Origin of the sequence: Cupriavidus numazuensis, from assembly GCF_905397435.1 — a bacterium.
Classification (GTDB): domain Bacteria; phylum Pseudomonadota; class Gammaproteobacteria; order Burkholderiales; family Burkholderiaceae; genus Cupriavidus; species Cupriavidus numazuensis.
This window is the reverse complement of the sequence record NZ_CAJPVI010000077.1, coordinates 1-20,136: the sequence shown is the minus strand read 5'-3', so window position 1 is coordinate 20,136 and position 20,136 is coordinate 1. Positions and strand designations below refer to the sequence as shown.

The following is a 20,136-nucleotide window of genomic DNA, read 5'->3' as shown; positions in this document are numbered from 1 at the left end:
AGACGAAAGTGAGCGGCATGAAATAGGAAATTCTTCCATAGCGGGTTGACGATCAACTTGGGTAGAGAAATGAGTGGAATCATCAGGAAAGGCGACAAAAATTCCCATGGCGGCGTAGTGCTTACCGGGTCAGGAACGATGGAAGTCGACGGGATTGCTGTGGCTCGCAAGGGGGACCGGGTATCGTGCCCCACCCACGGCGAAAACGTCATCATCGAGGGCGATGGCTCGTTTACCGACGATGGTCTCCCAGTCTCATTTCATGGGCATAGAGCGGCCTGTGGCTGCACGCTAATTTCTTCTTCACCGGACACGGGTATCGCCTAATGCCGGTGGACTTATCCAGATTGCCAGCACAAGTCACTTGTCAAGATCGGGGACCATCAACCGTCGTTTGGCTGATTGTTTTCGTCTTCACGATGGGGGCCGGTGCTGGCCTGACACTTTGGCTTTGGCCGGCAGACAGGTCAATTCATGACGTTACGTTCTGGGCCTGGCTGCTCGCCGTTCCGGCGCTCGCCTTCGCGTCCTTGCTTTCCCTACGGCTTGGGCTATACGAGCATGCTAAGACGAGCGCGCAGATACATAACGATATGCGGGCGGAAGGGCTCCATATTGCGATGGGTCACGGGCAGCGCCCCTTGTACTTGATCGAATGTGCCTACGCTACAGCCCTTGGGATCGATTTCGTTGCCGAGCGCATCGCGGAGCGAGAAAGCGCGTTGGAAACCTCATACGTGGACGCTGCGCAGGCGCACATTCAGCATTCGCGTCTTGCGGAGTTAGATGAGCCAGCAGGGGGAGAACATCTTCCGGCTCTTGAGCGACTGGAGACTCTCTACCTAGATCTGATCGACAGAACAGTCGAGGCGATCCGGGCGCTTCCCGATCGATTGATCCTGGGCGTCGTCCTAGCTCTTCCTTCAGTCGTGGAAGTAGCTGATGCACTTGAGACCTGGCGGCGCGCGTGGGCGAGTTCTGGATTGGATCGCCGAACAGACGGGCCATCCGTATCGACTCAGGGCTTGATGGATATTGATGCCTGGCTTGACGATGCGGGTGCAAGCGAAAGGGCGGCCTTGCTTCTGGTGTCCGTTGAACTGCACGATGTGCCCCCGGCCGGGAGTACGGAAGCCGGAGTTGCCCTACTGTTTGCCTCCGAGGCCGCCGCGACCCGTATGGGACAGGCACAGGGAATTGTCGTGCACCGTCCCGCGCAAGCGGCATTTGAAGATGCCAGCAACGCCTTCGAGAGTGCTCTGCAATGGGGAGCGATCACAGTCGATGGCGCCGCCTCCATGTGGGTTTCGGGTGTCGAAAGCACAGGCAATGCAGCTGCCACGACCGCGTGGACGAACGCCGGGAAGGACGCGAGCCAAATGCTCGACGTGGATGCTGCCCTGGGTCATGCGGGCGCCGCCGCAGATTGGCTAGGCGTAGCGTTGGCGGCCGAGCAAGCACGCTTGACGCAATTGTCACAACTGATTGTCGGTCAGCGGGAAAAGATGCTTCGCGTGGCGGCGGTCACTTCGAGATTCGGTAAGTCATGAACGTTCCGACACCGCCGAGCGCCTCCCCAAGGGCGGGATTGCCCTATGGGCTGGTATGGGCGCTATTTTTCATCTGCGCGCTCCTGTGCACGCTGATCTATCTGCTTGGTCCCTCTATTGGCCTGACAACGCCCCGGAGTCTCGGGCGAGCTATGGCCTGGGTGTTGGGTGTGGGGGCGCTCCTGCTAATTGCAATGCCGTTACTGTCTGCTGTGGAGTATCGCAAGGCAGCGCGAGCGGTCGCTGACGTGCTACGCGCACAGCGTATTGCGCCAATCGACAGAACAGGATCAGGCTCGTCCCAGACCTCCGCATGGGCGCCCCTGCGACGGTCCCTGTCGACTGAGTTGCGACACAGGAATGGATGGCTCTGGCGCTATCGCCAGCCATGGCTGTTGATTACAGGCGACGACGAATCCGTTCAGCAACTGGTGCCCGACTTGGCCGACCCTGGTTGGCTCGTGACAGACGATGTGGTCTTGTTGTACTGCAAAGGCACACAGAATGGCCAACCCGATGGGACATGGCTGAAGCAACTAAGGAGGTTGCGGTGGCGCCGTCCGGTCGATAGCGTGATTGCGGTTATCAATGGCGATGCGCCGGTATCGACAGAACGCAGTGGCATGCAGGCTTACCGCGTTCGGTTGAGCCGCATAACGGAGCTGCTCCGTTATTCCGCGCCGGTCTATGCGCTCGATGTCTCCCGTACCGGTCAGATCTCCCATGACACTGTCCCTGTCATTGCCTGCGAGTTTCCGAAACAGGCCGACGAGGCGTCCATTGCCAATGCTCTGCAAAGGCTACGGACCGACCTGGCACAGCGCAGCATTCCGCAACTGATCGAGAACGGAGGCGAGCGCTACTTAGGGAACGTCTCGCGGGAACTAGACACCAGAGGGCAGGCACTGTCTCACTGGCTTGGGACATTGACCGGCGCGGCACATCGACGACTGCCTATTCGTGGTATAGCCTTTGCGCCCTATGCCGTGCCTATGCAGGCAAAAGAGCCTGCCAACCGAGGTGCCGACCTTCCGCTCTGGCAATACCTGGGGGAAGCCGCACAACGTCAACCTGGGCGACGAACTGGATGGCATCCGCTCACCCTATGCGCTGGCTTGGCGTTGGTCGCCGTTGGCGTGTGGACCGCCGGCATGCTGGTCTCGGGGCTGGAGAATGGGCGCGATTTTCATATGGCCCAGCAAGCAGCGCACGACATTCAGTCCGCGCCCAACACCGCCGCGCGCCTGCAGGCGCTGGACACCCTGCAACAGCAAATCCAGCGCTACGAGTACCGCGTCCAACACCACGCGCCGCTCTTCACCCGCTTCGGCCTGAACCGCGATGCCGACGTACTGGCCGCGCTGTGGAAACCTTACGCAAAGGCCAGCCGCGACATCCTAGTCGCGCCGGCGACACAGGACCTGGAAGCGACCCTGGTCGACCTGTCGCAACTGCAGACCAGCGGCCTGAATGAAGAAACCAGCAAGTGGGCACTGCAGGGACACGACACTCTCAAGGCCTACCTAATGCTCGCCCACCCGGAGCGAGTGGATGCTGCATTCCTTGCGCAGCAACTGGCGCAGCACTGGACCACCGACGCGAGGATTCCCCCTGGACAGAAGCAGGACCTGGCCGAGCGGTTCGCCAGGTTCTACGCCGAACACCTGAAGGCCAACCCGGACTGGCGCATCGAGCCCCGTGCCGAGCTGGTGACCGGTGCACGGCAGACCCTGCTGGCGGTGATCGGGGAGCGCAATGCCCAGGACACCATTTATCAGGGCATCATCAACGGCGCTGGCAACAAGTACCCCGACCAGACCCTGGCGTCACTGACCGCCGGCACGGACCCGCGCGGGTTGCTGCGCGCTGTCGCGCTGGTGCCCGGCGTCTTCACCCGGCAGGCCTATGAGGGCTACGTAGCAGCGGCCATCGAGCAAGCGGCCAAGCGCAAGCAAGTCGCCAGCGACTGGGTGCTGACGGGAGGCAAGCCGCCACAGCCGGATGCCGACTCAGGTTCCGGCAAGGACCTTCAGGCCGCCCTGACCGAGCAGTATTTCGCCGAGTACGCCGACCATTGGCAGCAGTTCATGAACAGCGCGCAATGGGAGCCGGCGGCGACGCTGCCTGCCGTCATCGACCAGCTCAAGCTCCTGGCCGACGCGCGCCAGTCGCCGGTGATCGCGCTGATGAAGTCGCTGGAGTACCAGGGTGGCGCCGGGGCGCGCAAGGATTCGCTGTCGGACACGCTGGTCAACAAGGCCCGCGACCTGATCGGCAAGAAGACCGAGGTACCGGAGGTCGCCAATGCCGACCCTGCCGGCCCGCTCGGGATCGCGTTCGGTCCAGTGCTGCGGCTGGTGGGCCAGCCCGGCCAGGGCCTCCAAGGCAACCAGGGCGACCTGAGTCTGCAACGTTATCTGGATCGCGCGACGGCCTTGCGGCTGCGCCTGCAGCAGATCAGCACCAGTAGTGATGGCGATGCCCAGGCGCGCCAGATGGCCCAAGCCTTGTTTCAAGGCAAGGGCTCGGAGCTGGCCGATACCCAGGCCTATGCTCAGCTGATCGCGGCCAGCCTCGGCAACCAATGGGCTGGCATGGGAGACGCCCTGTTCGTGCGCCCGATCGCGCAGGCCACTCAGGCGGTCCTGCTGCCTGCCCAGGCAAGCCTGGACGATGCATGGCGCCAGAACATTGCGATGGCGTGGGGCCGGTCGTTTGCAGGACGCTACCCGTTCGCCGACACCGCCAATGACGCCTCGCTGCCGGAACTGGCGCGCTTCCTGCGCCCGCAAGGCGGTCTGATCCACGCCTTTCTGGCAACGAACCTTGCTGGCGTGCTCGAGTTGCAGGGGGATCAATGGGTACCCTCGGCCACCGCAGGACAGGCCATGACCTTCGATCCCGCCTTTCTCAAGGGCATCAATACGCTGCAGCATATTGCCGCCCACCTGCTGGCGCAGGGCGAGCCCGCGTATCGCTTCCAGCTCAAGCCGATTCCGACGCCCGGCCTGACGGACACGCTGCTGACCGTGGACAACCAGAAGCTGCACTACTACAACCAGCGCGAGGCCTGGCAATTCATGACATGGCCGGCCAGCAACCTGCAGGAGCCCGGCACCAGGCTGCAATGGCAAACCGAGAAGGCCGGCACCAACAAGAACTACGAGTTCAGCGGGCCTTGGGGCTGGGTGCGGATGCTGGAACGCGCGCGTGTCGTGCCAATCGACAGTGCGACGTTTCAGCTGACCTGGCAAGCCAGCGCGGACACTGGGGACCAAAGGGCGGGCACTGGCACGGGCAAGCCCGGTGCGGGCGGAGATGCCGTGCAGGCCGATGCCGCTGCCCTCATTGCACGCGATGCAAAGCGGCCAGCGTCGGCGGACCTTGCCTATCCGATCAGCTATCAGTTGCGCACGGACGTGAGTCAGGGTCCGCTGGAAATGCTATGGCTGCGCGGATTCGTGCTCCCTTCCCGGATCTTCGCCGCTAAGGAACCTGCCGGACGCTTGGCATCGACAACACGCAAGTAGCGCCTATGTTCAACCATCTTCTCAATGCGCTGTTCGGCTCGCGCACGCCCACGGACCTCGCACGTTCCACGCAGGTGCGCTGGGAACCCTGGCTGCAGCCTATCCGCCCCGAGGCGCCGGTCGGCGATGACCCCGGCTATGACGACGATTTCCTCGCCATCAAGGAGGAAGTCGCCAGGCTGTCGGACATCAACGATACCCTGATCATCGACTCGGCAGAGCGGTTGCTCAAGGCCAGCGCCAAGGACGTTCGACTGGCGGCCTACTACGCCTACGGCCGCATGCGGCGGGATGGGGCGGAAGGCGTGGCCTCGGCCTTTGAACTGCTGTCGGCCCTGATCGACCGGTTCGGGGAACAGTTGCTGCCCGCCCGCGCGGAAAGCCGCAAGGCCGCGCTGGAGTGGCTCGCTGGCGCGACCTTCACGGATCGCCTCGACCGCGTCTCGGGACTGACCGGGACTTACCTGGAGCGCACCCTGTCGGCGCTGGCGCTGATGCAGGAGCGCACCGCACAGTGGCCGGAAGCGGCCCGTCCCGCGCTGGATACGCTATTTCGCCGGTTCGAGGGCCGGGTTGAGTCTCCATCAGCCGCGGATAGCGATAGTCACGCAGTGCCCGTCAAGGCGCCGGCAATCGCGACGACGCTCGCCTCGGCCAAGGTGACCTCCACGCGGGAGCTTCTGGACGGCGCGCGCCAGATGGCGCAGTTCCTGCGCGAACAGCCGGAAGGCTATCTCGCTGCCTACCGCCTGATGCGTTGCGTACGCTGGGACACGCTGACCGAAGTCCCGCCACACGAGGCGGGTGGCAGGACGCGGCTCGTGGCACCGCGTGCCGAACTACGCGCCCACATGAAGCGGCTGGTCCTGCAGAGGCAGTGGCCGGAACTGCTCGACCGGGTCGAGCAGGCCTTTGCCGAGGGGGCCAATCACTTCTGGCTCGATCTGCAGTACTACGCCTTCGCCGCCCAGGACCAGGCCCGCGGCCAGTACGCACGCGTGCGCGACCTGCTGGCCACCGATTGCGCGCTGATGCTGGAGCGGCTGCCGGGCCTCGATCAACTTGCCTTTGCCGATGGCACGCCGTTCGCGGACGACACTACGCTGGAATGGATCGCCCGCCATGCCACCGTGCGCGATATCGAACGCGGTGAAGCGGTAGCCCCCGTGGCAGTGGATTCGGCCAGCACGGATTGGGCGGAAACGGAGGCCCAGGCCACCGAACTGGCCGCACAGCAAAGCCTCGATACGGCCCTGTCGTGGCTGCAGGGCCTGCCCACGTCGGATGGCGAGCGCGACCGCTTTGTGCGCCAGTTGGTCATGGCACGCGTTGCGGAGCGTGCAGAACGGGCGGATACGGCCCTGCACCTGCTCGCCGCGCTGGACCACAGCGCGCGGCACTACCGGCTGGCAACCTGGGAGCCGTCGCTTGCGTTCGAGGTCAAGCATCAATTGGTACGGCTGCTGAGATCCCGCCTGACGCGCAAGGATGCCGACAAGCCCGCGCTGGCGCAGCGCATCGATGCCCTGATGGGCGAGTTGACCGCCATCGACCCGGCCCGCGCCGTCGCCATGGCCTGAACGGCAAGACCACTCACATTCCCATGAATCACCCCACCCAAGACAACGACATCCTGCGCTACTACGAGGCCGAGATGCGTTACCTGCGCGAGGCCGGCAAGGAGTTCGCCCAGGCTTTCCCCGACCGGGCCCGGATGCTCAATATCGACCGCATCGGCGACCGCGATCCCCACGTCGAACGTCTGTTCGAGGGCTTCGCCTTCCTGATGGGCCGGCTGCGCCACAAGCTCGACGACGAGTTGCCGGAACTGACGGAAGGCCTGGTCAGCATGCTGTGGCCGCACTACCTGCGCATGATCCCGTCGCTGTCGATCCTGGAACTGATCCCGAGCCCCGGCGTGCTGCAAGGTCACGAGACCCTGGCGGCCGGGCTGGAGGCTGTTTCCGATCCGGTCCCGCTGGGGTCACAGCAAGGCACCGGGGACAGCGTGGAATGCATCTACCGGACAACCCAGCCGGTCGATCTGTACCCGCTGAGCGTGGCCGAAGCGGGTACCTACGCACGCGAGGACGGCCGCTCCGTCATTCGCCTGCGCCTGGCCCGGCAGGCCCAGTCGCGGCAGGAACAGCTGAAGGTGCCCCGGCTGCGGTTTTACCTGCATGCGGATCGTCCCGTGGCACTGGCGCTCTACGCGGCGCTTACCGCGCAACCGCTGGCCATGCACGTACGCATTCCCGGCTACCCGACCGACCGGCCCGGCACGCCGCAGTCCATGGCCGGCCTGCGCCTGGAGCCGGTGGGATTCGGCGCCAGCGAGCGGCTCTGGCCCAAGCCCGACAATGCCTTCGGCGGCTACCAGCTGTTGCTGGAGTACTTCACGTTCCCCGAGAAGTTCATGTTCGTGGACCTGCTCGGGCTCGACATGGCGGCGATCCCGTCAGATGTTCCGCACTTCGACGTCGAAGTCGTGCTCGCGAAGCCCTTTCCGGATGACATGCGCTTCTCGGCCGAGAACATCCGGCTTTTCTGCACGCCGATCATCAACCTGTTCGAGCTGGAGGCCGATCCGGTCACGGTCACCCACCATGAGACCGAATACCGGGTGCGGGCCATGGAACAACACGGTCAGCATGTCGAGGCCTACTCGGTCGATACCGTGCGCGGCTTCGAGGCAGCGACCGGCGAGCGCTTCGAGTACGCGCCATTCGCTGCTTTCCGGCACCGGGGCGGGATGCTGCGCCATGACATGCCCGAGCGCTACTTTCATACGCGTGTGCGAAGGGGGCCGTCCGGGCGCTTCGATACCTGGCTGGTGCTCGGCGGGCATGCCTGGGAGCAGCAGGACACGTTGCCGCAGGAAACCCTGTCTCTGTCGGTCACCGGTACGAACGGCATGCTGCCGAGAAAGGGGCTGCGCGAGGCCGGCATCACCCACATGCGCGGCGGCTTCACCAATATCGGCGCCGTGCGCAACCTGACGGCGCCCACCTTGCCGGTGTACCCGCCGACCGGCGACCGATTTCATTGGCGCGTGCTGTCTCACCTGGCGCCCAATTATCTGTCCATGCTCGATGCCGAGGTGCTGCGTGGCAGTCTGGCGCTCTACGACTGGACCGATGGCGAGCTGAACCGACGCAGGATCGATGCCATCACCGACGTCCGCCATCGCCCGCTGCAGAAACTGGTGAAGGGCGGACTGCAGCGCGGAGTGGAAATCGAGGTGAGCCTGGACAGCACCCGCTTCGCCGGCGACGGCGATGTGGAATTGTTCGGCGAAATGCTGAACCGCTTCCTGGCGCTCTATGCCACCCTGAACCTGTACACCCGCCTGGTCGTTGTCTCGCAGCCGAGTGGCAAGCGGCTCGAATGGCCCGATAGCAAAGGTGAGGGGGCCCCGTTTTGAGCTCCGCTGAGAAGTGCGTCATGGATACCGGTAGCCTGCTGCCGGCGTTGCTTGCCGATGCGCCGCGGATGAATTTTTTCCGGCTGTGCGAGCTGATCGAGCTGGCCGCACCGGAGCGCCCACCGCTGGGCACCACCGATTCGCCTGCTGACGAGCCGGTACGGTTCCGTTCATCCGGACAGCTCGGATTCCCGGGCCGGGAGATCGATCGCGTCGAGCGCGACGCGGACCAACCCGCCTTGCCGCCGGTGCTTCGGACAACTTTCCTGGGCCTCTACGGCGTCGATGCGCGCATGCCGTCCTACTTTGTGGACGAGATTGCCCAGCGCCGGGACGGCGCGGAACCCTTGGCCGCGTTCCTCGACCTGTTCCACCATCGCATCACCACGCAGTTCTACCGCGTGGGACGCAAGTATCGCTATCCGGTGGGCTTTCGCACCGGCGGCGAAGACAAGGTGTCGCGCTATCTGCTTAGCCTGCTGGGACTCGGCATCGGCCAGTCGTCGGTCGAGCAATCGGTGCCGACGCGCAAGCTCCTGTCGATGCTGGGACTCGCCAGCCAGCGTACGCGTACGGAAGAGGGGCTCGCAGGCGTGCTGCAGCATGCAGTGCCGGATGCCACGATCACAGTTACGGAATTCCATCCTGTGTGGGTACGTCTGGATACGCATGAACAGCAGCCGCTGGGGGAGAACTGCGTGCTCGGACGCGGCTTCCTTGACCGCACCAACACCGTACGCGTGGTGATCAACCCGAACCGGCGCGAGTCGGTACTCGGGCTGATGCCGGGCCGACGCCTCCATCAGGAGGTGATGGGCGTGCTGCGCTTCTACCTGGGCTATGCAGCGCATGCCCACCTGGAAATGCATGTGAGACGTTCATTGATGCCACCGCCCGCGTTGAACTCGAACGAAGCCAGCCTCGGCTTGACTACGCAATTGAGGCGGGACACAGGTGAATCTGATGCACCGGTCGATGATCCGGTGACGCGCGTGAAACTGGGCACCTGGACGGGCCATGCGGCGCCGGTGTCCGGACCACACTGAGGTCGCACGCCGATGGAACACAGCAACATGAAAACACAGAGGATCAACACGATGAGGTGGCAATTGCAAAGCTGCATCGCGGCACTGGGCTTCACCCTTTTAACTGGCTGCGGCGTGGGGCAGGCCGTGAAGGACGGCACAGTGGATGCGGCGAAGTGGATGTTCACGACGCAGGTCAAGACCATGAACATCGACCTCGTCAGCCGGTCGTCGTTGAATGCAAGTGGCGCTGGACGATCGCTGTCGACCGTCGTGCGGGTCTACCAGTTGAAGACGCCGCAAACGTTCGAACAGCTCAGCTACGAACAGCTCCAAGCAAATGACCTCGACATGCTGAAGATGGATTTGCTTGCCACCAGGGATGTCGTGCTGAGGCCTGACGCCGCTGCGAGCATCAGCGAGCCCATGAACGAGGCCACCGAGTACGTCGGCGTGGCTGCGTTCTTCCGCGATACGGGCAAGACCGGGACATGGAAACTCATCATCCCCAGGCAGCAATGGAAAAAGACCGATCCGGTGAAGATCGACGCGACCGACAATGTGCTGCAACTGGCAGGCATGAAGCCGGAACCAATCACGCAGGCGGCGCCGCAGCACAGCGTACCGAATCCGCAGAAGTCTGCGCAGACGGCGAGCGCCCGCAAGGAATGACAGCGTTATCGTGACGATGCTGCGTGATACGTTGGTCGGCCTGTCCGGGCACGAAGATCAGGTCGCCACATATCCAAGCTGCGCGCTGACCGCCGCCGCCTCCTCCCTCACCACCCTGCCGATCGGTCCATCGATATCCGGATCAAATCCGCCGGTAGCGCCAAGCGCCGTCAGCACCGCACTGAGTCTGCCCGTGTAGTCGAACACCGGCGCGGAAACAGCGCTGATGCCCTTCAGGTTCACATCGCGTACCGCCGCACAGCCGGCAGTCCGGACATCCCTCCGCAGTTGGCCGATCGGGTCATCGGCCGCCAGCATGGCGCGCAGGTCCGGCGCCGCCGCCGCCAGTTCCGCGCGGGCCAGCGCCAGGACTTCCCGCTCGTCGAGCAATCCCAGAAAGACCCGACCGGTGGCGCTCCATAGCAAGGGCATGACCGACCCCACCCGCACGTTCACGGTCACCGGCAGCCCCGGTTCCTCGAAACGCACAATGGTCGGCCCCTTGTTGCCCATGACGGCGATAAAGCAGGTGACCTCGTGCCGCTCGCGCACGCGAATCAGCGATGCCTCCGCGAGCCGTATCGGATCGGCCTGCCGCATGGCCGCCAGGCCGATGTGCAGTGCTTCCACGCCGAGCTGGTACTGCTGGCCACCGGCGTCCTGGGCAACCAGCCCTTCCTCGACCAGGCTCACCAGATAACGGTGCACCTTGGCCGGGCTTTCGTCGATATGGGCGGCCAGCGCCGTCAGAGTCGCCCTGCCGCCCATTCTGGCCAGTCCCTTGAGCACGGCCATGCCGGTGACTGCCGACTGCACCCGCCGGCGCCGTTCGCCGCGGGCGGGCGCCTTCTCGTCGTTTCGTTCTTCGCGCATCACATTCTCCCCGGGGACCGTCTGTTTATCGGTTCGCCGACTCCTTTGCATTCGAGGTTAACCCTCATCTCATTTTTACGCAATGCGTATATGATTTACGCAAAACGAAGTACCACAACACCGGAGACAACATGACGCCCCTCAGGACTTCCCTTCGCCTCGCCTTTGTCGCGGCAACGCTGGCAGCCATCTCCACCGGCGCCGCGCTGGCCGCCGATACCTACCCGAGCAAGCCGATCCGCTGGGTCGTGCCGTATGCCGCGGGTGGTGGCTCGGATTTCCTGGCGCGCACCATCGGGCAGGGGTTGTCGGCCAAGGTGGGGCAGCCGGTAGTCGTGGATAACAAGCCCGGCGGCAATACCGCCATTGGCGCGACCGAGACGGCGCGCGCCGCGGCGGATGGCTACACGGTGCTGTCCGCCGACAACGGCACGCTGGTGTTCAACCCCGCGCTCTACAAGACGCTGAGCTACCAGCCCAAGGACCTGGCGCCGGTGACGCTGCTTGGCCGCTTTCCGATGATCCTGGTGGTCGGCCCGGGCAGCACGGCGCACACGGTGCAGGAATTCATCGCGCAGACCAAGGCCAAGCCGGGCGGTATCAACTATGGATCGGCCGGCGCCGGCAGCCCGCACCACCTCGCCATGGAATTGCTGAAGGTCGAGGCGGGGCTGACCATGACCCATGCGCCTTACCGCGGCGCCGCGCCCGCGCTGTCCGACGTGGCGGCTGGCCAGATCCCGGCGATGATGGTCGACTTCGCCGCCGGCGCCGGCTTCATCAAGGGCGGCAAGGTCCGGCCGCTGGCCGTGGCCAACGCCACGCGCCTGCCGCAGCTTCCCGACGTGCCGACCTTTGCCGAGGTCGGCTACAAGAACGTGGAAGCCGCCGCGCTGGTCGGCATGGTCGTGCCGGCCGCCACCCCGCCCGATGTCATCACCACGCTGAATCGCCAGGTCGTGGCCGCGCTGAAGGAACCGGGCGTGAACAAGCGCCTGGTCGATTTCGGCGTCGAGCCGGTCGGTAATTCGCCGCAGCAGTTCAATGACCTGCTGCGCAGCGAAACCGCGCGCTGGCAGAAGCTCATCCGCGACCTGAAGATCACGCTGGACTGAGACCAAGCACCAGCCGCTGTCCGCATTGCCTTTGTTGGAGCCATACCCATGACCGCAGCCACCCCGAACTCCACGGACTCCCTTATGCAGAAGTGTCCGTTCAGCCATGGCGCGCAACCCGCTGCAGCCGCGCCGAACGGCTGCCCGGTCAGCGCGCAGGCTGCGGCATTCGATCCGTTCGGCGACGGCTACCAGCAGGACCCGCCCGAGTACGTGCGCTGGTCGCGCGAGCAGGAGCCGGTGTTCTACAGCCCGCAGCTCGGCTACTGGGTGGTGACGCGCTATGACGACATCAAGGCGGTCTTCCGCGACAACCTGACCTTCAGCCCCGCCATCGCGCTGGAGAAGATCACGCCGACCGGCCCCGAGGCCAATGCCGTGCTGGCCTCTTACGGCTACGCGATGAACCGCACGCTGGTCAACGAGGACGAGCCCGCCCACATGCCGCGCCGCCGCGCGCTGATGGAGCCGTTCACGCCCGAGCAGCTCAAGCACCACGAACCGCTGGTGCGCAAGCTGGCGCGCGAGTACGTGGATCGCTTCATCGACGACGGCAAGGCTGACCTGGTCGACCAGATGCTGTGGGAAGTGCCGCTGACGGTCGCCCTGCACTTCCTCGGCGTGCCCGAGGAAGACATGGACCTGCTGCGCCAGTATTCAATCGCTCATACGGTCAACACCTGGGGCCGGCCGAAGGCGGAAGAGCAGGTCGCGGTGGCGCACGCGGTCGGCAACTTCTGGCAGCTCGCCGGCCGCATCCTCGACAAGATGCGCGCGGATCCGTCCGCGCCAGGCTGGATGCAGTACGGCATCCGCAAGCAGAAGGAACTGCCCGAGGTCGTCACCGATTCCTACCTGCATTCGATGATGATGGCCGGCATTGTCGCCGCACACGAAACCACCGCGAATGCCAGCGCCAACGCCATCAAGCTGCTGCTGCAGCATCCGGACGTCTGGCGCGAGATCTGCGAGGACCCCGCGCTGATCCCCAACGCGGTCGAGGAATGCCTGCGCCACAACGGCTCGGTGGCCGCATGGCGGCGCGTGGCCACACGCGATACCGAAGTCGGTGGCATCCCCATCGCGGCCGGATCGAAACTGCTGATCGTGACCTCGTCCGCGAACCATGACGAGGCGCACTTCGCCGATGCCGACCTGTTCGATATCCGCCGCGAGAATGCCGCCGACCAGCTCACCTTCGGCTACGGCTCGCACCAGTGCATGGGCAAGAACCTGGCCCGCATGGAGATGCAGATCTTCCTGGAGGAACTGACGCGCCGGCTGCCGCATATGCGGCTGTCGCAGCAGGCGTTCACGTATCTGCCCAACACCTCGTTCCGCGGCCCCGAGCACCTGTGGGTCGAATGGGACCCGGCGCAGAACCCGGAACGCACGCAACCTGAGTTGCTCGCGCAGCAGACGCCGGTGCGCATTGGTGAGCCCTCCGGGCAAGCCATCAGCCGGCCGGTGATCGTGCAGAGCGTCACGACGGCTGCCGATGGCATCGTGCGGCTGCGGCTCGCATCGCCCGATGGCAAGCCGATGCCGCGCTGGTCGCCGGGCTCGCATATCGATGTCGATTGCGGCGATACGGGCCTGTCGCGCCAGTATTCGCTGTGCGGCGATCCGGCCGAGACCGGCGTGCTCGAGATCGCCGTGCTGCGCGAGGCGGAAAGCCGTGGCGGCTCGGCCTGGATCCACGATCACGTGAAGCCCGGCGACCGCCTGAAGATCCGTGGTCCGCGCAACCATTTCCGCATGGACGAAGGCTGCCGCAAGGCGATCTTCATTGCCGGCGGCATCGGCATCACGCCGGTCAGCGCGATGGCGCGGCGCGCGCTCGCGCTGGGCATCGACTACGAGATCCACTACAGCGGGCGCACGCGTGCCGGCATGGCGATGATCGACGAGCTGCGCGCGCTGCATGGCGAGCGCCTGCACCTTCACATCAAGGAAGAAGGCGGCCGCAACGACCTCGACGCGCTGCTGGCACGCACCGACCGCAGCGCGCAGATCTACGCCTGCGGCCCGGCGCGCATGGTGGAGGCGCTGGAACAGGCCTGCACCGGCTGGCCGGATGACGCGCTGCGCGTCGAACATTTCGCGACGACACTGGGCACGCTCGATCCGTCGAAGGAGCAGCCGTTCGAGGTGGAGCTGAAGGACTCGGGACTGACCGTCACGGTGCCCGCCGACCAGACCCTGCTGACCACGCTGCGCTGCGCCGGCATCGACATCCAGAGCGATTGCGAGGAAGGCCTGTGCGGCTCATGCGAGGTGCGCGTGCTCGCGGGCAGCGTCGACCATCGCGACGTCGTGCTCACGCGCGGCGAGCGCGAGGCGAACACGAAGATGATGACGTGCTGCTCGCGTGCATTGCCGGGTACCCGGCTCGTTCTGGAACTCTAAGGGTGAAGGGGCCGGATTCCGGCCTGTCCGTCCGCTTTCCCCACACTGCAGGCCATCGCCTGGCCACATGACCGCCTGTGGGTCATGCGCCGCTTCGTTCCATTCCCCGACTTCCCTCCACGCGCTGCCATGGGCCCGCATTGGCACATCGGCGCGCGTGTTCTCATTGTTAGAACACGATCGCGCATCCGATCTGATTGTTGAGCGCAAAGCCGCAAACCATACTGCCCCGGACGAGCAGCACTGCCGATGACGACGCCAAAGCCAGTGCTGCATCACGACCAACTTTCCCCTGACCGGAGCGGTGATGGAACAATCGAAAGCAGGAACCCTGATCGGCGCATTTGCGGCGTTCTTCCCGGACGCTACGGAAATCGGATCCTATGTCGGCGGCAGGCTTGTCGCGGGAACCGGCCAAGACATCCAGCTGTTCGATCCGGCCACGGGCGAAGAAAGCCTGAGCTATCGCGATGCCGGCCCCGAGGTGGCGCAGCAGGCCTGCATCGCCGCGCGCGAAGCACAAAAGCGCTGGTGGAGCCTGACGCACGCCGCGCGCGGCCGCATCCTCTACGCGGTCGCCGCCAAGGTGCGCGAGCACAATGAATCGCTTGCCGTGCTGGAATCGATGTCACAGGGCAAGCCCATTCGCGACAGCCGCCGCGAGGTGGAGATGGTCGCGGAAATGTTCGAGTTCTATGCAGGCTGGGCGGACAAGTTTTATGGCGATGTCATCCCAGTTCCCACCACGCACCTGAACTACACGCGCCGCGAGCCCTTTGGCACGATCCTGCACATCGCCCCCTGGAACATTCCCATCCTGTCGTTCGGCTGGCAGGTGGCCCCGACCGTTGCCGTCGGCAATGCCGTCTTGCTCAAGCCTTCCGAGCTGACGCCGTTCTCGTCGCTCGCTGTGGCGGCGCTCGCCGAACAGGCTGGCGTACCTGTCGGCCTGATCAATGTGCTCGCGGGCTATGGCCATACCACCGGCCAGGCGGCCATCGCCGACGATGTCGTGAAGAAGGTGGTCTTCGTGGGATCTCCCGCAACCGGGATACGTATTGCAGAAGCCGCCGCCAAGCGCGTCATTCCGTGCATCCTCGAACTGGGTGGAAAGTCGGCCAATATCGTTTTCGATGACGCCAACCTCGACCTTGCCGCAATCGGGGCCCAGGCGGCTGTGTTCTCCGGCGCCGGCCAGAGCTGCACCGCCGGTTCACGCCTGCTGATCCAGCGAAAGGTCTATGAGCAAGTCGTCGACAAGGTGGCCGAAGGCGCGCGCAAGCTGCGGCTTGGCCACCCGCTCGAAGCGTCCACGGAAATCGGCCCGATCAACAACCGGAATCAGTACGAGCACATCAAGCGGATGATTGCCCGCGGCGTCGAAGAAGGCGCGCAACTCGCCGCCGGCACGACCAGCTTCGGGGACCGCGGCTACTTTGTTCCGCCGACGCTCTTCGCCGGTGTCTCGAACCAGATGGACATCGCCCGCACGGAGGTATTCGGCCCCGTCATCGCGGCAATTCCCTTCGATACCGAGGACGAGGCGATTGCCATTGCCAATGACAGCGAATTCGGCCTCGCCGGCGCAGTCTGGACCAATGACGTCGCACGCGCGCACCGGGTGGCCGGGCAAGTGGATGCGGGTACGTTCTGGATCAACGGATACAGGGCCGTCCATGTCAGCTCGCCATTTGGCGGCTACAAGAACAGCGGCTACGGACGTACCAGCGGCATTGAAGCCCTCTACGAGTACACCCAGGCCAAAAGCGTCTGGGTCCAGACCGCCGCTTCGGCAGTCACTGCGATTGGCCGCGCCTGAATGCCAAGCCGGTCATGAGCATGGAACACACCGAGACTTTCGATTACGTGGTAATCGGCGCCGGCTCGTCCGGCGCGACCCTGGCCACCCGACTGGCTGAGCGCAATGCAGGGAAGGTCCTGCTGCTGGAAGCCGGCGCTCCGCGCCAGCGGGACTTCTGGGTCACCGTTCCGATCGGGGTCGCCAAGATCCTGCAGAACAGCAAGTATGTCTGGCAGTTCTCCACGGAACCGCAGCGGCAGCTGGCCAACCAGAGCATCTACTGGCCCAGGGGCCGCATGCCCGGCGGCTCCAGTTCGGTCAACGGCATGATCTACGTGCGCGGCGAGCCTGCGGAGTTCGACCACTGGGCCAGCCTCGGCAATCGCGGATGGGACTATGCGTCCTTGCTGCCCTACTTCAGGAAGCTGGAATCGGTCGCCTTCGGCGAGGAAGCATACCGCGGCCGTGGCGGCCCGATCCAGGTGTCCTCGGTCTCGCAGGTATGCCCCAATCCCCTGAGCAATGCCTTTATCAGCGCCTGCCAGGACGCCGGCATCCCTGCTACGGAGGACTACAACGGCGCGGCCTACGAAGGCGTCAGCTACCTGCAGCTCTCCACGGGCGGGGGGCGGCGTTGCAGCACGGCGGTCGGCTACCTGCGTGGCCGCCCTCAACCAAACCTGCACTTGGCCACCGAGGCGCTGGCGACCCGGCTGCTGTTTGACGGCAAGCGCGCAACCGGCGTCGAGTACATGCAGGGCGGCCAGCTTCGGCAGGCCATGGCTGCACGCGAGGTCATCGTGAGCGCCGGCCCGATCAAGTCGCCGCAGCTGCTGGAGTTGTCCGGCATTGGCGACGCAGAGCGCCTGCAGGCCTTGGGCATTCCCGTCCGCCACCACCTGCCCGGCGTCGGCGAGAACCTGATCGATCACCTCCAGTCGCGCATCACCTATGCCTGCACGCGTTCGGTCACGCTGAACGAAATCATGCAAAGCCCGTTGCGGCAGGGCTGGATGGGACTGCGCTACCTGCTGACCGGCCGCGGGCTGATGGCGACGCCATCAGTATCGGCCCATGCGCTGGCGCGTTCGCGGTCCGGCGACCAGCGTCCAAGCGTCAAGATCCAGATCGCCCATATCAGTGGCGCGGACCGGTATGCGGGCAAGGGCTTCGGTCTGGACGCCTTCCCGGGCTTCAACCTCGGCTTCTTCCAGTTGCGCCCCGAGTCGCGCGGCCATCTGCATATCCGCAGCAGCAATCCCCTCGATGCGCCCGTGATCGAGCCGCGCTACCTGAGCAGCGACACCGACATCCAGGCCATGCTCGAAGCGCTGCACATGACGCGCAAGATCGCCCGGCAATCGAGCCTGGCCGATTTCGTGGCACGCGAGACGCGCCCCGGCATCGATGTGCAGGATGACCAGGCCCTGCTCGCGTACATCAGGAAATCCGGCCAGACCAGCTGGCATCCGATCGGCACCTGCAAGATGGGCCTGGATGCGATGGCGGTGGTGGATCCCGAGTTGAAAGTCCACGGCCTCAGCGGCCTGCGCGTGGTGGACTCTTCGGTCATGCCGACGATGTGTTCGCCCAATACCAACGCTGCGTCGATCATGATCGGCGAAAAGGCCGCGGATCTTGTTCTGGCGCATTAAGCTGGTGACGGTCCGGACACCGCCGCGCCTGCCGATCGGTACGAGCATTGCACGTTGGGGGACGGGAGTGCGAGAATCCGCCATTGGCCATCGACGGCATTGCTCGGATCGGGAAGACGGAATGGCAGGCCCAATCAACGAAAGCCGCATAGGCTATCTGTATGAAGCCGTACGATGCGGCACGGTACGCGCGGCGGCTGACTATCTTGATGTAGCACCCTCGGCCGTCAGCCGGCAGATCGCCTTGCTGGAAGAGGAACTCGCCATCGCGCTGGTGGAACGCAACAAGCGCGGTGTCCGGCCCACCGAGGCGGGCGCCCTGCTTATCGAGTACTTCCGGCAGCAGCGTTCCCATCAGGGCGATCTGGTTGCCAAGCTCCAGGAACTCCAGGGGCTTCGCCGCGGCACGATCGCCGTGGTGATGGGCGAAGGCTTTGCCTCCACCATGGTCAGCGGCCCCATCAAGCAGTTCTGTGAAGCGTACCCCGAGATTTCGATCACGCTCGACCTGTGCAGCACCAACGAGGTCATGCGCAGGGTGTCGGAAGATGAAGCGGACATAGGCCTGGTCTTCAACCCGTCATCCGACAGCAGGATCGTGAGCCGCGCGGGATCGCGCCAGCCGATGCATGCCATCGTCTCGCCGGAATTCCCGCTGATTGGCAAGGTGAAGTCGGTCACGCTTCACGATCTTCTGCCCTACCCAATGGTCCTGACACATCCCGAACACGGTACGCGGCGGCTGGTCGACGCCGCCATGCTGCTCGACAAGGTCAGGTTCTCCCCTGCCATCACGACCAATTCGGTCACCGTCCTGAAGCTCTTTGCCAAGAGCAATCTGGGATTCACGCTGCTCGCCCCCATCGCGATTGCACCGGAACTGGCGGCAGGCGAGCTGGTGGCCCTTCCCGTGGACAATCGCCTGCTCCAGAGTTCCGAGGCTCACCTCGTCACACGTGTCGGCCGCCAGCTCTCTCCGGCGGCCGATCGGCTGCTGCATCGCCTGAGGGCGCAGATACACAAGTACGATCAGTACGACGCGGAGGCCGGCGGGCAGGCTTCATTGGCGGCGCAGTAGCGGCGGCTGTTCTTTGAGGTCACGGCGCAAGGATGGCGCTTGGCATGCGCTGTTGGCTCACCGGCGTAGCCGGCGGGGGTTCTGTGGGTGGGATTGAGGTATCGCTCTTGACTGGCGCCGCTGTTTCGCCGGCGTAGCCGGCGGGGGTTTGGGGGTGGGATTGGGGTGTCGTGCTTGGCATGCGCCGCTGTTTCGCCGGCGTAGCCGGCGACCTACTCTTTTGTCCGAGCGACAAAAGAGTAGGCAGAAAAGCGCGTCGTTGCCGCTGGCCATCAATTCCACGGCGGCAGGGGTTCAAACGGCTTTGGACGCCTGCGATGGTGGTCAGCCGTTCCACCCTGCTACGCCATGTGAGTCAGAACCTGTGCCTCGCGCGGCACGACTTTTGGACGATCCCCAAGACGGACTCGGGTACAGCGTTTCAACCAGATCAGTGGTGGGACGCCTTCGGCTGCGCTGCGCGCACGTCGTCGTCTGGGGGCAAGCTCATCAGCGTCGCTGGCGCACGAGTCCCCGTTCCAGTTCCAGTTCCAGTTCCAGTTCCTGTTCCTGTTCCAGTTCCTGTTCCTGTTCCTGTTCCTGTTCCTGTTCCTGTTCCTGTTCCTGTTCCTGTTCCTGTTCCTGTTCCTGTTCCTGTTCCTGATTTCCTGTCTCTAGGCGCATGCAATGCGCCCAAGGCTTCGTCACTGAGGCGAGGTTAGGACTAGACCTCAGCGGTCTTACTCCGAGCGCGCGTAGCGCAGCCGAAGGCGTCCCCGTGAGGCGTTGTTAGAAGGGACCACTCCGTAATCCGGGTTCGCTCGTACGCGCTGTCCCATCCTAATCATCTACGCGGCAGGCAGTCCAGCGGACCTCTGATGTCTCAATGGCAATGAGCTCTGGATTGACCACGTATGTACGGAGCAACCACATGGGTAACAAACGAGTTCACTCACATGGGTAACACTTTGAGGCTTAGATAGCCTTTGTGGTTGTGCCGTTCATCGATTCCTCCAATCACCATG

At 64.5% G+C, this 20,136-nt stretch carries 14 protein-coding genes; 12 read left to right on the top strand and 2 right to left on the bottom strand.

Going from position 1 to position 20,136, the window contains the following annotated elements; translation table 11 throughout:
* Nucleotides 1-69 precede the first annotated feature (69 nt).
* The 7 genes from KHO41_RS36770 (at nt 70) to tssJ (ending at nt 10,201) form a co-directional block, all read left to right on the top strand.
* Entirely contained in the window at nt 70-327 is a 258-nt protein-coding gene (locus tag KHO41_RS36770; RefSeq protein ID WP_211958148.1) for a PAAR domain-containing protein, read from the top strand.
* A gap of 314 nt (nt 328-641) precedes the next feature.
* Nucleotides 642-1,550 (top strand): hypothetical protein, encoded by a 909-nt coding sequence (locus tag KHO41_RS36765; RefSeq protein ID WP_211958147.1) that lies wholly within the window; start codon nt 642-644, stop codon nt 1,548-1,550.
* Nucleotides 1,547-5,080, top strand: a complete 3,534-nt coding sequence (locus KHO41_RS36760) for an ImcF-related family protein (RefSeq protein ID WP_244874198.1) — start codon at nt 1,547-1,549, stop codon at nt 5,078-5,080. The genes KHO41_RS36765 and KHO41_RS36760 overlap by 4 nt, the downstream gene beginning before the upstream one ends.
* A 5-nt stretch (nt 5,081-5,085) precedes the next feature.
* Nucleotides 5,086-6,660: a type VI secretion system protein TssA gene (gene tssA / locus KHO41_RS36755; protein ID WP_211958146.1), complete on the top strand. Its 1,575-nt coding sequence runs from the start codon at nt 5,086-5,088 to the stop codon at nt 6,658-6,660.
* A gap of 23 nt (nt 6,661-6,683) precedes the next feature.
* Complete coding sequence (tssF, locus tag KHO41_RS36750) at nt 6,684-8,504, top strand: type VI secretion system baseplate subunit TssF (RefSeq protein ID WP_211958145.1); 1,821 nt, start codon at nt 6,684-6,686, stop codon at nt 8,502-8,504.
* 20 nt (nt 8,505-8,524) lie between these two features.
* A complete protein-coding gene (gene tssG / locus KHO41_RS36745) occupies nt 8,525-9,550 on the top strand; it encodes a type VI secretion system baseplate subunit TssG (RefSeq protein ID WP_211958144.1) in 1,026 nt (341 codons plus the stop codon).
* Between the two features lie 12 nt (nt 9,551-9,562).
* Entirely contained in the window at nt 9,563-10,201 is a 639-nt protein-coding gene (tssJ, locus tag KHO41_RS36740; protein ID WP_376989950.1) for a type VI secretion system lipoprotein TssJ, read from the top strand.
* 57 nt (nt 10,202-10,258) lie between these two features.
* On the opposite strand, the gene KHO41_RS36735 is transcribed toward tssJ, so the two are convergent.
* Entirely contained in the window at nt 10,259-11,074 is an 816-nt protein-coding gene (locus tag KHO41_RS36735) for an IclR family transcriptional regulator (RefSeq protein WP_211958143.1), read from the bottom strand.
* Nucleotides 11,075-11,205: 131 nt separating this feature from the next.
* Here KHO41_RS36735 and KHO41_RS36730 point away from each other — a divergent pair, with 131 nt between their 5' ends.
* From KHO41_RS36730 to KHO41_RS36710, 5 genes are all read left to right on the top strand, one after another.
* Nucleotides 11,206-12,189: a Bug family tripartite tricarboxylate transporter substrate binding protein gene (locus tag KHO41_RS36730; RefSeq protein WP_211958142.1), complete on the top strand. Its 984-nt coding sequence runs from the start codon at nt 11,206-11,208 to the stop codon at nt 12,187-12,189.
* A gap of 48 nt (nt 12,190-12,237) precedes the next feature.
* On the top strand, nt 12,238-14,598 hold the full coding sequence (locus tag KHO41_RS36725) for a cytochrome P450/oxidoreductase (protein ID WP_376989951.1): 2,361 nt from the start codon (nt 12,238-12,240) through the stop codon (nt 14,596-14,598).
* Nucleotides 14,599-14,905: 307 nt separating this feature from the next.
* Nucleotides 14,906-16,417 (top strand): aldehyde dehydrogenase family protein, encoded by a 1,512-nt coding sequence (locus KHO41_RS36720; protein ID WP_211958141.1) that lies wholly within the window; start codon nt 14,906-14,908, stop codon nt 16,415-16,417.
* A gap of 14 nt (nt 16,418-16,431) precedes the next feature.
* Nucleotides 16,432-18,054 (top strand): GMC family oxidoreductase, encoded by a 1,623-nt coding sequence (locus KHO41_RS36715; protein ID WP_211958140.1) that lies wholly within the window; start codon nt 16,432-16,434, stop codon nt 18,052-18,054.
* Nucleotides 18,055-18,175: 121 nt separating this feature from the next.
* Nucleotides 18,176-19,132 carry a LysR family transcriptional regulator gene (locus tag KHO41_RS36710; RefSeq protein ID WP_211958156.1) on the top strand — a complete coding sequence of 319 codons (957 nt, stop codon included), beginning with the start codon at nt 18,176-18,178 and terminating at the stop codon, nt 19,130-19,132.
* 489 nt (nt 19,133-19,621) lie between these two features.
* Here the strand turns inward: KHO41_RS36710 and KHO41_RS36705 are convergent, their stop codons facing one another.
* On the bottom strand, nt 19,622-19,795 hold the full coding sequence (locus KHO41_RS36705; RefSeq protein WP_211958139.1) for a hypothetical protein: 174 nt from the start codon (nt 19,793-19,795) through the stop codon (nt 19,622-19,624).
* Nucleotides 19,796-20,136 lie beyond the last annotated feature (341 nt).